Consider the following 14517-nt stretch of genomic DNA (forward strand, 5'->3'; position numbering starts at 1 on the left):
GGCGATCGCGCTGCGCACGGGCCTGCCGCTGATCGCCGTGCCGACCACGTACGCGGGTTCCGAGATGACCCCGGTCTGGGGCCTGACGGAACACGGGGTCAAGCGCACCGGAAGCGACCCGGTGGTCCAGCCCCGCGGCGTCGTCTACGACCCCGAACTGACCCTCACCCTCCCGGTGCCGCTCTCCGTGACCAGTGGCATCAACGCGCTGGCGCACGCCGTCGAGGCGCTGTACGCCCCGGACACCTCGCCGCTGGTCTCGCTGATGGCGGAAGCGGGCGTCCGCGCCATGGCGGGGGCGCTGCCGCGGCTGGCCGCCGAGCCCGACGACCTCGACGCGCGCGGCCGGGCTCTGTACGGGGCGTGGCTGTGCGGAACATGCCTTGGCGCGACGACCATGGGACTGCATCACAAGCTGTGCCATGTGCTCGGCGGCACGTTCGGACTGCCGCACGCGGAGACACACACGGTGGTGCTTCCGTACGCCCTCGCGTACAACGCGCCCGCGGTGCCCCAGGCGCTCGCCTCCCTGCACCGGGCGCTGGACACAAAGGACGCCCCGCGCGCCCTGCGGGATCTGTCGGTTCACCTGGGCGCACCGCGCTCACTCGCCGAACTCGGCTTCAAGGAAGGGGACTTGACGTTGGCGGCGGAGCAGGTGACAGGAGAGCCGTACGCCAATCCACGCCCGGTCACGGCGGAGGGTGTCCTCGCGGTCCTCCTGGCGGCGTACGAGGGACGGGAACCCACCGTCTCGCCCTGACCTCCGACCAGGAGCGACTGTCTCGTATGGAGACACCGTGCCCAGGCGGTCTGCCACAAGATCGAACAGGGGGTGTGACCGTATGCAGGCGCGGCTGTTCCGGCATGCCCTCGACCGCTGTTCGCACGCGCGGCGAAAGGCGGCGGGCCGGCTGCGCCAACCGTGAGGAAGGGCGAGCATAATGGCTCGCGCACTGCTCCGGCGCCGGCGGCTCAAGGGCGCCTCGGCCGAGGCTGCGGGCCTTTCGCTCCCCCTCCGGCCCGGCGCGGGCGCGGTGGGCCGCGAGGTCGTCGACCCGATGGGCTCGCCCATGGCGGCCGCGGACGTCACGGTCACTGCGCTGGACACGCACCGCGTCATGGCCCGCGGCACGACCGACCCGTACGGCCACTTCCTCGCGGCGCTGCCGCCCGGCCCGTACAGTCTGCTGCGACAACCACCTGCGTTCGGCCGACTTCCTCGACGTCGAGCGTTTCCCGTACATCGACTTCGCGAGCACGCGCTTCGCCCACCGGGGCGGCAGCAACTGGTCGCTCCAGGGTTCCGTCAGCAGAGGACCACACCCTGAACTGGCGCTCGACGCCGGCCCGCGGGGTCGCGGTGGTGGGCCCGACGGTCCAGCTCGAACCGGAAGTACAGGCGATGTACCGGACGCACGACACGCCGACGCCTCCGGAGCAGGCCCGAGTCGGCGACGCGTCGGGGCACCGACTGCCGGCGGCCGACTCGGCGACGGCGACCGGCGCCAGGAAGTCCGCGATGAGGTCAGGGATGGCTGCTTGGCCGCGTCGGCCGAGGCGTGGCCCGGGCCGTCAGGCCGGACGTTCCAGGGCGCCGGTGATCAGCGTTTCGAGTTGCTGTGCGACCTGGTCCAACGGCTCCATGCTGCGCTTGGCCCGGCACATGGCGATGGCGCCCTCGACCGAGGCCACGACGAGGGCAGCGAGTCCGGGCGCCCGGTCGGGATCGGCACCGTGCGCCGTCAGCGCGTCGGTCAGCAGCCGCTCCCAGCCCTCGAACGCCTCGGCGGCGGCGACCAGGGCCGGCGGGATCTCGTCGGAGGGGGGCTCCTCGACGGAGACGGCCAGGACGGGACAGCCGGCCCGGAAGTCGCTGTCGACGACGATGCCTCGCCACAGGGCCAGGAAGGCGCGCAGTCCGGCGACCGGGCCCGCGTCCAGTTCCGTGCGCAGGATGCGGGCGACCGCTTCTCCGGCGTGCCGCACCGCCTCGGTGGCCAACTGTTGCTTGCCCTCGGGGAAGAAGTGGTAGGTCGAGCCGAGCGGCGCCTTGGCGTGCTTGGCCAGCTCCCGGATGCTGGTCGCGTTCAGGCCGCGCCTGCTGATCATGTCGGCGGCACCGACCAGGATGCGCTCGCGCGATGTCGCGCCGGGCTTGGCCACGTCCCTATTCCCCTCTGGCTATAACGCTCGTCATAGTCTAGCGTGACCTCCGCCTATAACGACTGTTATAGACCTGCCCATCCCGACCGTGACCATGCGCAGAGCACAAGGGGAGACTCCGTCATGCCGATGATCCGGCTCACCGTCCCGTCCGGCGCCCTGACCGCCGATGGCCGCCAAAACATCCAGCGCGCCCTGGCCGCCGTACTGCTGCGCTGGGAGGGAGCGCCCGACACCGCGTTCTTCCGCGCACAGGCCTGGAGCTATCTCGTCGAGCTGCCGGAAGGGACTCAGACCACGGCCGAGGACGACGTGCCCCGCTTCCTCGTGGAGGTGACGGTGCCCCAGGGCGCACTGTCCGAGCGCCGCAAAGCCGGTCTGGTCGAGGACGTCACCAAGGCCGTCCTCGCAGCCGCCGGCCTCCCGGCGGACGACGCCCTGCGGGTGTGGGTGCTGGTGCATGAGCAGCCCGACGGCACCTGGGGCGCCGGCGGCTCCGTCATCCGTCACGCCGACCTGGTCGCGCTCGCGAAGGAGCAGAAGGGACAGCGGGCCGATGCGTGAACTGACCTACGTCGCCCGTGACACCGTCGAATGGCGCGAGGCACCCGACCCCCGGCTGCGGTCCGACGAAGAGGCGATCGTCGCCCCGGTCGCCGCCACCTCGTGTGATGTTGACACCGCGATCCTGGCCGGACACGCGACGCAGCGGCAGCCGCATATTCAATACAGCATGGACCCGCCCTTCGCCCTCAGCCACGAGTGCGTGGCCCGGGTCACGGAGACCGGCGACGCCGTCACCACCGTGGCCCCCGGCGACCTGGTGGTCGTGCCCTGGTCCATCAACTGCGGCACCTGTGAGAACTGCCGTGCCGGACTGACCGCGCACTGCACGGCCGTACCGCACATGGCCATGTACGGCGCACCCATCGGCGGCAGTTGGGGCGGGCTCTTCTCCGACCTGGTCCGCGTGCCCTGGGCGGACGCCATGCTCGTCCTCCTGCCGGCCTCGACCCGGTCGTCATGGCCTCGGCCAGTGACAACTGGTCCCTGTCCTGGCGCCTGATCGCCCCGCACCTGAGGGCCAGACCCGGGGCCCGTGTCCTGGTCGTCGCACGCGGCAGCATCGGGTTGTACGTGTGCGACATCGCCCGCGCCCTCGGCGCGTCCGAGGTCCTGTACGTCGACCCGGACCCGGAGCACCGCGCGATCTTCCGCGGATACGGCGCCGCCACCGCCGAGACGCTGGAGCCAGTCCGGCAGGGATTCGACATCGCCGTCGAGGCCACCGGTCGCGTCGACCAGCTCGCCCTGGCTGTCAAGTCACTCGTGCCGGAGGGCAACCACTTCCGCCCCGGCGAGCTGCCGCTGCTCGACATGTACCTCACCGGTGTCACGCTGCGCATCGCCCGGGACAACGTCCGGGGCCATATCCCCGATGCCCTCGACCTGGCACGCTCCGGCCGCGTCGACCCCGCCCGCGTCGTCTCCCACGTCTTCGACTGGGAGCATCTCCCCGACGCCTCACCCGGCCGCCCTGGCGGTGGAGGGCGACGAACCGTCGGTCGCCCTCGTCGCCCTCCACGACGCACACCTCGGCATCGGCGGGCGGCACCCCGTACACCTGGATCCTGGCGTCGAACTGGTCGGTCCGGACGTATGAGATCGGAGTGTACGACTGCTGTGCGCCGAGGATGTTGGCGGCGGCGACACCTGCCTGTTCGGTGGCGTTGGTGCGGATCTCCAGTCTCAGCAGGGAGCCCATGGCGTCATGGTGCCAGCGGGACACGTCGCCGACGGCGTATATACCTTCAGCGGCACGGCTGGTGGCGTCGCACACCACTCCGTTGTCGAGCACCGGGCCGCTGCCGGCCGACCATACGGCATGTTGATGAACCGTCAGCCTGCCCACCGTCGTGCCGAGCCGGAGCCGAACTCCGTGCTCGGTGTGCAGGTCGGCGAGCAGCCCCGCGACGCGGGGACCCAGTTGTGCGGCCATCGCCGCGCGTCCGGGGCCGGCGAGGGTGACGTCCGCGCCCATGGTCCGCGCGGTTGCGGCGATCTCGGCGCCGCGCACACCGTCCCCGACCACCACCACACGCGCGCCCGCCCGCAAGTCCGCCCGCAGCGCCACCGCGTCGTCCACAGTACGCAGCACATGGACGCCCGCCGGCCCGGCCTGGCCTGGAAGTTCCCGGGGCCGTACCCCTGTGGCCACGACGACGGCATCCGCGCTCAGGCGGCGCCCGGAGGCGGTACGGACGGTGCGTGTGGCGGACTCCAGCGAGTCCGCCGGATCCCCGAGCACGAACTCGGCTTCCAGGAAGGCCAGTTGGAGCTCGCTGCGCAGTTTGGTGCGCTCGGTGCCCAGTGCGGTCAGTGTGCCCTGGTAGCCCTTGCGGCGCAGGGCTTCGACTGTGCTGAGCCCGGCGGCCGGGGAGACGCTCGCGGCCTCGCGTACCGCGGCATGCTGGTCCGCGAGCGGCTCGGCGTCGAGCAGGATGACGATGCCGTCGTCGTCCCGCTGGTCAAACACTTCCGGTGCGATCAGGAGTGACGGGTCGGACCTGGGTGGTGACGGGTGCGCGCAGCAGGCTGCAGATCGCGTCGGTCAAGGCGAGGGCCGTCTGCTCCCAGGAGGGCTGGAGCGGAGCCGCCCCCGCGGCAAGGGCGCGCTCCAGCTGGGCATAGGTGTGTGTGATCAGATTGCGCACACAAGCAGCTCCCCGGCCTGCCGGTGCCGGTTCTCTCGCAGCACGTCGAGGAGTCGTACGCCACCGAGTTGCTGACAGGCGGGACCGGCGGGATCGGCTACCTGCTCAAGGACCGGGTCGGGCGGGTGGACGAGTTCTCGACGCCCTGGAGCGGGTCGCGGCCGGCGACACCGCCCTGGACCCGGAGGTCGCCACCGAACTCCTCACCCGTCTCCGCGACTCGCCCCTGGACGCGCTGACCCCGCGTGAGCGGGAGCTGCTGAAGCTCATGACGGAGGGCCACGACAACACAACCATCGCCAAGGACCTGTTCGTCACCGAACGCGCGGTCCACAAGACTTCGGCAACGTCTTCCTGAAGCCGGTCCTGCCGCCGAGCGACAGCGGCCGGGGACGGTTCAGTCACTCTTCCGATTCACATCTAATGCGATTTCAGGGCACTTCGCGTACCAAGAGATCGAGAAATCGGCGCGCCACCGTCCACTTTAGAGGCATTTCACATAATCTTCGGTAACTGCAAGGAGTTGATCCGTCACTGAACGCATCCACCCCACTTCCATCGGAGTTGACATGAACAAGCTTCGCAAAGTTGCCGTCATGGTCGCTGCGCTCGGTAGCGCCGGCCTTCTGACGGCGGGCACCGCACACGCCGGCGGCCAGGGCGGCGAGCACAAGGGCAACGAGGTCCTGCAGAGCTCCAACTGCAGGTCCCACGACCTGAATCTCGACGTCCTCGGCGAGGTCGGGATCCTCAACGGCGTGCTGGGCAACGCACTCGGCGGCGAGGGCGACCCCGGCGCACAGGACACCCACATCGGCTCGACCATGGGCTGCAACAACAGCGCCTTCAAGTAGGCGGATCTCGGCTCACCGGCATTCGCCCAGGGAACGCGCCACTGGCGCGAAGAGCCCTGGGCGGATGGGGGAGTCGGTCGGCGTCGGGGGCACTACAGCGCCCCCGACGCCGGCACGCGTGAGGCTACGTACCTGGTGACATCACACACGCAGGGACCTCGGCACCGACAAAACCCGCATGCGCGTGCGGTTACCACGCGCGGGCAGGACCCTGGCGGGCGCTGTAGCGCATGAATTCACCGACCGCCGTACTGCCCGCCTCCGTACTGGCCCCCGCCGTACTGGCCCCCGCCGTACTGCCCCTGTCCGTACTGGTCCTGACCGTACTGCCCCTGACCGTCCTGCCCCTGGCCGTAATCAGCGCCATACTGACCCGGTCCGCAATCATCGCCGTACTGCCCCCCTCCGTAAGGAGCCGGTTGCGGGGCATAGTGCGGTTGCGCGTATGGGGCACCGACGGCCACGGCGGTGGCCTGCGAGTTGGCTACCGCGGTGCCGCCCCCCACGGCCACTGCGGTGGCTTGAGAGTTGGCGACGGCGGTGACCTGCGGAGGGGCGCCATAGCCACCGGCGAAGCTGACGCCGGCGCCCAGGGCGGACAGCCCCGCGACCGCAGCGGCTACGACCGCAGCGCGTTGAAACTTGCGCATGATTCGACCCTTTCCTGTTGATGCGAAGCCGGAATGGCGACGCGGTGTGAGCATAAATGCCTGATTTGTGATGATGTGGGATCGTGCGCTCTCCATATGCCGTGTCGGTTCACAGCGATACGAGCGGAGTTGGCGCCCCCGGCGAAGAGCGCCGGTTCCGTTGCCGTACTGTGCGAACTCTTCAACCTGACCCAGGATGAAAATCGTATTCTCGGCCCTATCGAGTTCATCGAAGCCAAGGTGAACCACGACGTGACGGTCTTCCGAGAATTGCTCGACTACGAGACCCACAAAGCAGTCGACATCCTCAACGACTTGGCGACCGACCGTCTTTATCAGGTCGAGAACTCCGCCGTCACCGAACTTCCCGCCGTCCGCAACGGCCGTGGGCGTCACGCCGGCGAACGCCCTGACATCCAAACGCACAAGCTGCGCCGCGTGCTTGGGGCTGAGGCCGGTCTGGGTTCGGAACCGGGACCACAGACGCTTACGGCTCCATCCGACCTCGGCTGCCAGCCGCTCGACCCGGGCACCTCCCGGGTTCGTCAGCATCTCCCCCACACGAAGGCGATCTCCGGATCGACCGCTCGGCCCGCCTCGTGCCGTCGGGCCAGGGCGGCCTCCGGGATGGCGAACCGGTCGTCCCATGACCCGGCAGCGCCTAGTTGCTCCTGGGGCCGCCCAGCTCCCAAGAGGCGCCCAACTCCGCGTGCGCCACGGCCGGTGACAGCCGTACCTGCAGGCACTCCATGTCCCGGCCGTACCCTCGGACGCCCCGGGACGCGAGCCCGACGACCACACTGCCGTGGTGCGGCCGGCCGTTGGCGTCGTCGACGGCGAGGAGTGCGTCACCGAGGTGGACGGCCACCGTGACCGCCGGGTTCGGGACGACGTTCAGGTCGACGGGGTCCGTGGTTCGAGCCCGGAATCCGGCCGTGCTGACCCGCAGCCGACCGGGGCGCGGCGGGGTGGCGATGTCCCACACCGCCGCGGCGTCACGAGCCGGCTCGGCGGAACTCATGCCGCCAGGGCACGGAACATTCGTCCAAGACGGGTCGTCGCGGGCGCCACGACACTGGCTGCCACCGACAGCACCCCGGACCAGATGGGACCGCTTGTGATGCGCTCGCCGATCGACCCGTTCACGCCCGCCGTCGAACTCGCCGCTGCCATACGCCGAAAGGAGGTGAGTCCGGTCGAGGTGGTGGACTGCTGTCTCGAGCGGCTGAACGCCTTCTGCCACCGGGCCGACGACCACGTCCGCAAGGCCGCGTCCGCCGCGGCCGACGCCGTGGCGCGAGCCTCGCGGTGGACGACCTTCCGCCGTTCCACAGTGTCCCGCTGCCGATCAAAGACCTGCTCGACGTGGCCGGTTGGCCCACCTCCCACGGCTCCGCCGGCGCCACGCGGGCGCCGGCCGCGGCGTCGGAAGCGGTGGTGCGACGGTTCGTGGACGCGGGGTTCGTCCTGCTGGGCAAGACGACCACCTCCGAGTTCGGCGCCTTCCCTTCACCGCGACCGAGGCGCTGGGCATCTCCCGCAGACCGGGCGGTGGCCACGCGCTTCTACAGGAGGGCGTACGTCTTTCACAGCACCGTCACGAGCTTCTGCGAGTCTCCCGGCTTCGTGCCGTCGGCGCCCACCACGCAGGCCATCTCCAGTCCGAGCCCGTACGGTTCCGAGTGCCACAGGGGCTGTGATCCGCCGGACACGCCCTGGTCCCGGCCGGCGCCCGCGCCGCGCGGCGCACGCCGGAGATCAAGGGGCCGGCCAGGCTGGTGCCGGTGTCCTGAGACCGAAGATGCGGCGGAATCGACTTTGGAATGCTTGCCGCGGTCAGGACGCGCACTTTAGGTGGTGAGGTCTCGACGCACGGCCGACAAGGCGTGGACGCACCTGGGACGAGGATCGGGTGCATGAAGAAGGTGCTGGAAGCAGCCGGGTTTGTGGCTCTGGTGCAAGGTGTGTTGGGCCTGGTGCAGGAATTCACCCACTGGCAGGTGGGTCTGGTGCAGCGGCTGTCGTTCTTCGACGGCTACGACGCCGTCGTGAGCTTCATTCTCGTCATGCTTGCTTGTGCGCTGTTCGCCGCGGCCGAGAAGCTCCGGCACTGAGGACTCCCGAGCACCGGACACACTCACCTAGCGGGCGACGGTCCTCGCCAACAGCACGGCGCCCCTGTCCGTTCCCGCCGCCAATCCGCCCGCCGTCCGCGGAGGCAGGGCCCCTCCGCCCCGCGTCCAGGGCGTCCGGTACCTGGACTTCACGGACGGCACCGCCTCGTACCGGCTGCCCTCGGGACACTACGCGCCGGCGGCATCGCCCAGCTGACATTCAGTGGTGTCCGTGCTGCATGTGGTCACCGCGGTCATGGCCCATTTCAGGTGAGCCGCCCATCATCCGCAGCATGGCCGGCCCCCCGGTGCGCAGGAACCGCACCAGGAACACGGCGGCGAGGACGAGGAAGGCGATGTTGAGCCACGTGGTGTAGTTCCAGCTGACTCCCTCCATGGGGACCTTGGCGTCGGCCTGGTCAGGGATCAGGCCGAGGGTGCCGAAGGCGAACTCCACGATGTATCCCGCGATGACCATCGCCAGGTAGAAGGTGCCCAGGAGGAAGGCGGCCATCCTCGCGCCGTAGTACTTCCGGTAGATGTTGATGATCGGCAGGATCAGCAGGTCGGCGAAGATGAACGCGACCACGCCGCCGAAGCTGATGCCGCCCTTCCACAGCACCACCGCCAGCGGCACGTTGCCGATGGAGCACACGAACGAGGCCATCGCCACCAACGGGCCGACGACGGGCCCCCACAGCTTGGTGGCGAGCGGGTGGCCCTCGAAGAAGAAGCCGCGCCAGAACGAGTCCGGGACCCAGGCGGCGATCGCGCCGGCGATGAGCAGGCCGGCGACCAGATCGCGCAGGATCGCCGCCCACTCCATGACGAACACATGGCTGGTGGCGGTGAAGCCTTCTCCGGAGAACAGCCGGCCGGCGAAGGAGCCGTCACGCTGCACGGACATGTCCATCGCGGCGTGGCCCTCCATCGACCCGGCAAGGCCCCGTTCCGCCTGTTCGCGCGCCTGGCGCAGGAGCCCCGCGCGCAGGAACAGCCGGAAGAGGACGGCCAGCATGACGATCATGACGGGACCGCCGACGAACTCGGCGGCGGTGAACTGCCAGCCCATCAGCAGCGCCAGGATGACACCGAGTTCGACGACGAGGTTGGTGGAGGCGATCTCGAAAGCCATCGAGGCGGTGAAGTTCGCGCCCTTGCGGAACAGCGAGCGGGCCAGCGCCACCGCGGCGTAGGAGCACGAAGAGGACGCCACGCCCAGGCCCGCGGACACGGCGAGGGTGCGGGGCCGGTCGTCGCCGAGCAGGGCGACGACGGTGGACTTGCGGACCACGGCCTGAACCACGGCGGACAGGGCGAAGCCCAGGATCAGGGCCCAGGTGATCTCCCAGGTCATGGACCCGGCGATCGACAGTGCGTGCAATACGGCGTGCATCTGTGAAGCCTTCCCTCCAAGGTGCGGCGTACGGCCGACGGACACACCCATGTCCGGGGGCCCTCCTGCCGGCCACCAGTCTGCAGCCACGGGGCCCGTGTTCCCGCTGGAACGGTTTCCCGGCGGCAAACTCTCCAGAACTGCCGACGCCGCCCATCTCCCCTTCCCCGCAGGCCGGTTCGAACGCGAGATGCGCGATCTGTTCGGCATCATCTCCCTGGGCCACCCTCTCCCCGCCGCCTCGTACGCCACTTGCACTGGCCCCGGGGCTGGTACCCGATGCAGATGCGCCTCGACGCCGGTCCCCCGCCGCGGACCGCGCCACCGGGTGCGTCGGTCAGCGTGAGCCGCTGGGACTTCGACGGCGGGGACGGCCGGCCCGCCCACACCGGTCATAGGTCCTGGCGTGACACCGTTTCCGCGGCCGTCCGGCTTCCGGTCGCACCATGGCCGAGCAACGGAGGGATCCTGCGGTGGGCCGTCGCCAGGGTCCGGGTGCGGGCGGGCTGTGCGGGCCGCAGTCGGACCACGGCGTCCAGTCCTCCGTCAGGAGCGGCCTCCAGCGTGACCTCGCCGCCGCTCGCGTGGGTGAGCCGCTGGACCATGGGCAGGCCGAGGCCCGTGCCGTCGTGGTGGGCGTCCGAGGCCCGCCAGAAGCGGTCGAAGGCGCGGGCACGGTCCGCCTCGCTCATGCCGGGCCCCTCATCGATCACATGCAGTTCGACCAGCGCCGTCGTACGGCCGCCGTCGGCCGGTGCGGTGACGGTCGCCAGGGTGATGGTGGTGCCGGGAGGGGACACGCGCAGCGCGTTGGAGAGGAGGTTGTCGATGATCTGCTCCAGTGCGCCCGCGACCGCCCACACCGTGCCGGCCCTCGGCCCGGCCACGGTGATGCCGACGCGCTGATCGCCGGCGAACGCGGTCCAGATGGCCGCGCGGTCGGCGACGACGGCGTCCAGGTCGACGGTCTCCGGTGTGATGGCCGCGTTCTCCAGCCGGGCGAGCGCGAGCAGTCCCTGGACCATCCGGCTGAGCCGTCCCACCTCGCCGATCGCTTCGTTCAGGCTCGCCTGCGCGCGGGGCGCGAGGTGCGGCTCGAAGTTCTCCAGCCGCAGGCGCAGCGAGGTCAGCGGGGTCTTCAACTGGTGCGATGCCTCGGAGGCGAAGGCCTCCTGGGCATGGAGCAGGTGTTGCAAGCGGTTCGCGGTGTGCGTGAAGGAGGCGACGAGCCGGCGCAGCTCCGGCGGCCCGCGGTCAGGCGCGGGCGGCTGGGTGAGGCTGCCGTCGGCGAGTTGCGCGGTGGCCCGTTCCAGGTCCCGCAGCGGCCGGGTGATCCAGCGGGCGAAGGCGAACCCGATCAGGGCGGCCACGGCGAGCGCGCCCAGCGCGACGAGGGCGAGCACCACCCAGGTGGCCTGGACCCGCTGCGCGAGGGGAGTCAGGGGGTACAGCGACCGTACGACGCAGGGCACGCCATCGTTCGACGTGCCGGGGACGGTCGCGAACAGGACCTTCCGGCCCGGCACGAGGTCGTCGCTGATCCCGGTGGCGGGTCCCTCGTGCAGCGCGGTGGCGATGTCCGGTGCGGCAGAGAGGTTCCTTCCCGCGGCCGAGGCGTCGACGGTGTCGGTGAGGACGATGCCGTTGCGGTCGGTCACGACGACGCTGCTGCCCGTGCGCCGCGCGTAGCCGCGGGCCAGGCCCGGCAGGTCCGACACCAGCCCGTGCTCGAGTCTCTCCTCGCATACCCCGGCGAGGGTCACCGCGCCCAGTTCCGCCGTATGGGAAAAGCGGCTCAGCTCGCTTCGGGCATAGACGAAGCCGAACGGCACTTCGAGGGCGAGCAGGACCAGCAGCATAAGGCTGAGATAGCTGAGCAGCAGGCGGCGGGTCACCGGAGGCCGTGCCACGGATCCGGCCGTACCGCGCAGCCGGCGGGCGGGTCCAGGCGGAATCCGATGCCGCGGATGTTCTCGATCCAGGAGGGGTCACCGAGTTTGCGGCGCAGCGCGGCGATGTGCACATCGAGTGTCTTCGTCGGGCCGAAGTAGTCCGGCTCCCAGACCGTGTCGAGAATCTGCTGGCGGGAGCAGACGGCTCCGGGATCCTCGGCGAGGCAGACCAGCAGGTCGAACTCCTTGGGCGCCAGGGCGATCGGAACCTCGTGCAGCCGCACCTGCCGGGTGCGGCGGTCGATGCTCAGGGGGCCGATCCGCTGGGCACCACAGCCATCGGCACGGCTTCCTCCGGAAGGCTCCGTGCCGGAGCCGCCGCCATCGGGGGACGCGGTCCGGGCCCGGCGGGTGACGGCTCTGATCCGCGCCACCAACTCCCGGACCCCGAACGGCTTCGACACATAGTCGTCCGCGCCCAGCTCCAGACCGAGCACCCGGTCGACCTCGGAGTCTCGAGCGGTGATCATGATGATCGGCACCGACGAACGAGCGCGCAGCGCCCGGCAGACGTCGATGCCGTCCATGTCGGGCAGCCCCAGGTCCAGCAACACCATCGCCGGTTCTGTCGCGGACAGGCCCTCGGCGCCGGTCCGCGCGTGTTCCACGGTGAACCCGAAGCGGCTCAGCCCCTCCACCAGCGGTTCGGCCACCCGGTCGTCGTCCTCGATCAGCAAGACGTGCATGCCGACAGGCTCACAAAAGGCGGCCGGGTCGTGCGCGGCAATCGCCGGGATATTCCCTCGTCCCGGTGATTTTTCGGCTTGCTGTATGGATTACGGGAGGCCTACAGCGTATTGACAGGGTGCGGTTAGGAGATGGTTAAGGGGTGGAGGGGCGAGTCAGCTGCCACCTGGGAGTTCGAGCTGACGACATACGGTGCCGTTCTCCTCCGGGCGCTCCTGGGCCCCGATCCGGGAAATGCCCCGTTTCCCGGAATCAGGCTCGGCGCCGCGTGCGGCATCACCTTTATTGGCGCTGGATTTTCCTTTAACCGAGGTCGCCTAGGGTGCGAGACAGGAAATCCCACCGACACCCGGGAATTGCGCCATGCCGACCCAATCCCTCGACTCGACGTTCTCCGAACTGCGCCGGGTGCGTCCGGATCTCGTGGAGCCTTTCCTGGACGCGTTGCCGGGAGCGCGGGCCACCGTGCTCGGACGGCTCTGGGGCGCCTTCGCACGCGAGCCACTTCCTGGCGTCACCGCCCGGCAGCAAACAGCGGAGACACTGGTCGTGACGCTCCATCACGGGGTGCGACTGGCCGCGGCCGGCACATGTACCCAGCGTTGTGCCGACGTGCCCGGGGATTTCAGCGTGGCCGGGCCCGACGGCCCGATCCGTGAACCGGCTGATCTGCTCGCCCAGTTGGGGCTGCGAACGGCAGCCGCGCAGCGGCTCGCGGCGGAGCTGGACAACAGCGTCGTGAACCTCGCCCTCGCCCGCGCGGCGAACGCCGGGGGGTTCGTTCCGCCGCGTGACGCGGTCGATGCCGAACAGGCGGTGGTCGACGGCCACCCTCAGCACCCGTGCTGCCGTACTCGTACGGGCATGTCCGTCGCCGAGGTGCTCGCCTACGCGCCCGAGCACCGCCCGGTGGTCCAGCTGGCGCTGCTGCCCGTCCCCGCCGACCGCTGGCAGGGCACCGCCGCCTGGCCCGAGGAGCTCAGGGACGGCGACACGCACCTGCTCCCGGTCCACCCCTGGCAGCGGGACCACGTCCTCGTACGCCACCCCGGCCTCACCACGATCCGGCGTACGATCCCGGCCCGTCCGCTGCTGTCGTTGCGCACCCTCGCACCCGTGGCCGGCCTCCCGGGCCGTCACATCAAGACCGCGCTCGACGTCCAGGTCACCAACTACCGGCGCACCATCTCGCCCGTGGAGGTGGCCGACGGACCACCGCTGTCCGAGCTGGTCTCGGCGGTCGTCGACAAGGCCGGGTACAGCGACGGCCTGCAAATCCTGCGCGAGCTCGGCGGGGGAACCGTGCGGGTGGCCGGGCAGGCGTGTGCGAGCGTGGCGGCGATGATCAGGGAATCCACCGATTCCCACCTGGACGCCGGAGAGATCGCCGTACCGCTGACGGCCGTGCACGCCACCGGCGCGGCCGTGGTGGCGGGCGATCCCGTGCGCTGGCTGGCGGACTTCGCAGAACTCGTCCTGCCGCCCACTCTGACGCTGCTGTCCCTGGGGGTGGCGCTGGAGGCACACGGCCAGAACACACTCGTCGCTCTGCGGGGCGGCCGGCCGGTGCGGGTGCTGTACCGGGACCTGGACGGGGTGCGGATCAGTCCCCGCAGGCTCGCCGCCTGGGGGTGCGGTGTGCCTCCGCTGGCCGGCACGCGCGCCGGCGACGACATCGACGCCCTGCGCACCAAGCTGTTCGGCGGACTGCTCAGCGGGGTGTTCAGCGAGCTGGTCGACGTCCTCGCCCGGACCCGGGCGGTCGATCCCGCGGCGCTGTGGGAGACGGTGGCCCGGGCCGGGCGCCGCGTGTACGCCGAGCTGCCCGACACCGGAGACGCCGCGGCCTTCTTCGGCGACACCCTGCCGCTGAAGGCGACGGTCGCGATGCGTCTGGCAGAGGACTCAGGCAAGGCGCAGTGGACCGCCGTGCCCAACCCCCTGGCTCGGCACCGCTGACGTCCACGGGCCACGCGACCGACGA

The 14517-nt window shown here is 70.4% G+C and carries 15 protein-coding genes and 3 pseudogenes; 9 read left to right on the top strand and 9 right to left on the bottom strand.

Features of this window, described 5'->3' with window-relative positions:
• On the top strand, positions 1-763 hold a 763-nt coding region (locus tag M878_RS52360; RefSeq protein ID WP_023544443.1), incomplete at its 5' end, for a maleylacetate reductase.
• A 181-nt stretch (positions 764-944) separates the two neighbouring features.
• A pseudogene (locus M878_RS93450) lies at positions 945-1441 on the top strand (YceI family protein); the annotation flags it as partial.
• 134 nt (positions 1442-1575) lie between these two features.
• Here the strand turns inward: M878_RS93450 and M878_RS52365 are convergent.
• Positions 1576-2166, bottom strand: coding sequence for a TetR/AcrR family transcriptional regulator (locus tag M878_RS52365; protein WP_023544444.1), 591 nt, complete (start codon positions 2164-2166; stop codon positions 1576-1578).
• A gap of 123 nt (positions 2167-2289) precedes the next feature.
• Between M878_RS52365 and M878_RS52370 the strand changes: the two genes are divergently transcribed.
• Together M878_RS52370 and M878_RS93455 are read left to right on the top strand one after the other, a co-directional pair.
• Entirely contained in the window at positions 2290-2730 is a 441-nt protein-coding gene (locus M878_RS52370; protein ID WP_023544445.1) for a tautomerase family protein, read from the top strand.
• Positions 2723-3232 (top strand): alcohol dehydrogenase catalytic domain-containing protein, encoded by a 510-nt coding sequence (locus tag M878_RS93455; protein ID WP_023544446.1) that lies wholly within the window; start codon positions 2723-2725, stop codon positions 3230-3232. The genes M878_RS52370 and M878_RS93455 overlap by 8 nt, the downstream gene beginning before the upstream one ends.
• Before the next feature lie 327 nt (positions 3233-3559).
• Here the strand turns inward: M878_RS93455 and M878_RS93460 are convergent, their stop codons facing one another.
• On the bottom strand, positions 3560-4702 hold the full coding sequence (locus tag M878_RS93460; protein ID WP_023544447.1) for an FAD-dependent oxidoreductase: 1143 nt from the start codon (positions 4700-4702) through the stop codon (positions 3560-3562).
• Positions 4695-4880 carry a hypothetical protein gene (locus tag M878_RS93465; protein ID WP_023544448.1) on the bottom strand — a complete coding sequence of 62 codons (186 nt, stop codon included), beginning with the start codon at positions 4878-4880 and terminating at the stop codon, positions 4695-4697. Before M878_RS93465 ends, M878_RS93460 begins: the two co-directional genes overlap by 8 nt.
• Here M878_RS93465 and M878_RS93470 point away from each other — a divergent pair.
• Positions 4877-5393 (top strand): annotated as a pseudogene (locus tag M878_RS93470) (LuxR C-terminal-related transcriptional regulator); the annotation flags it as partial. The gene M878_RS93465 and the pseudogene M878_RS93470 overlap by 4 nt on opposite strands.
• Positions 5394-5449: 56 nt before the next feature.
• Positions 5450-5734: a hypothetical protein gene (locus tag M878_RS52395; protein WP_031223725.1), complete on the top strand. Its 285-nt coding sequence runs from the start codon at positions 5450-5452 to the stop codon at positions 5732-5734.
• A 236-nt stretch (positions 5735-5970) separates the two neighbouring features.
• On the opposite strand, the gene M878_RS98755 is transcribed toward M878_RS52395, so the two are convergent.
• Both M878_RS98755 and M878_RS98760 read right to left on the bottom strand, forming a co-directional pair.
• Positions 5971-6936 carry a hypothetical protein gene (locus M878_RS98755; protein WP_209445487.1) on the bottom strand — a complete coding sequence of 322 codons (966 nt, stop codon included), beginning with the start codon at positions 6934-6936 and terminating at the stop codon, positions 5971-5973.
• A gap of 109 nt (positions 6937-7045) precedes the next feature.
• A complete protein-coding gene (locus M878_RS98760) occupies positions 7046-7405 on the bottom strand; it encodes a hypothetical protein (protein WP_023544452.1) in 360 nt (119 codons plus the stop codon).
• Between the two features lie 287 nt (positions 7406-7692).
• Between M878_RS98760 and M878_RS000000101690 the strand changes: the two are divergent.
• A pseudogene (locus M878_RS000000101690) lies at positions 7693-7881 on the top strand (amidase family protein); the annotation flags it as partial.
• An 89-nt stretch (positions 7882-7970) separates the two neighbouring features.
• Here the strand turns inward: M878_RS000000101690 and M878_RS000000100980 are convergent.
• On the bottom strand, positions 7971-8096 hold the full coding sequence (locus tag M878_RS000000100980; RefSeq protein WP_023544454.1) for a hypothetical protein: 126 nt from the start codon (positions 8094-8096) through the stop codon (positions 7971-7973).
• A gap of 204 nt (positions 8097-8300) precedes the next feature.
• Between M878_RS000000100980 and M878_RS52410 the strand changes: the two genes are divergently transcribed.
• Positions 8301-8498, top strand: a complete 198-nt coding sequence (locus M878_RS52410; protein WP_023544455.1) for a hypothetical protein — start codon at positions 8301-8303, stop codon at positions 8496-8498.
• Between the two features lie 220 nt (positions 8499-8718).
• On the opposite strand, the gene M878_RS52415 is transcribed toward M878_RS52410, so the two are convergent.
• The 3 genes from M878_RS52415 to M878_RS52425 all read right to left on the bottom strand — a co-directional run bounded on the left by M878_RS52415 (position 8719) and on the right by M878_RS52425 (position 12532).
• Positions 8719-9894, bottom strand: a complete 1176-nt coding sequence (locus tag M878_RS52415; RefSeq protein WP_023544456.1) for a permease — start codon at positions 9892-9894, stop codon at positions 8719-8721.
• A 392-nt stretch (positions 9895-10286) separates the two neighbouring features.
• Positions 10287-11789 (bottom strand): sensor histidine kinase, encoded by a 1503-nt coding sequence (locus M878_RS52420; protein WP_051430182.1) that lies wholly within the window; start codon positions 11787-11789, stop codon positions 10287-10289.
• Positions 11786-12532, bottom strand: a complete 747-nt coding sequence (locus M878_RS52425; RefSeq protein WP_023544458.1) for a response regulator transcription factor — start codon at positions 12530-12532, stop codon at positions 11786-11788. The genes M878_RS52420 and M878_RS52425 overlap by 4 nt, the downstream gene beginning before the upstream one ends.
• 364 nt (positions 12533-12896) lie before the next feature.
• Here M878_RS52425 and M878_RS52430 point away from each other — a divergent pair, with 364 nt between their 5' ends.
• Positions 12897-14492 (top strand): IucA/IucC family protein, encoded by a 1596-nt coding sequence (locus M878_RS52430; RefSeq protein WP_023544459.1) that lies wholly within the window; start codon positions 12897-12899, stop codon positions 14490-14492.
• The last annotated feature ends 25 nt before the right edge of the window (positions 14493-14517 follow it).

Source organism: Streptomyces roseochromogenus subsp. oscitans DS 12.976 (assembly GCF_000497445.1).
GTDB classification, from domain to species: domain Bacteria; phylum Actinomycetota; class Actinomycetes; order Streptomycetales; family Streptomycetaceae; genus Streptomyces; species Streptomyces oscitans.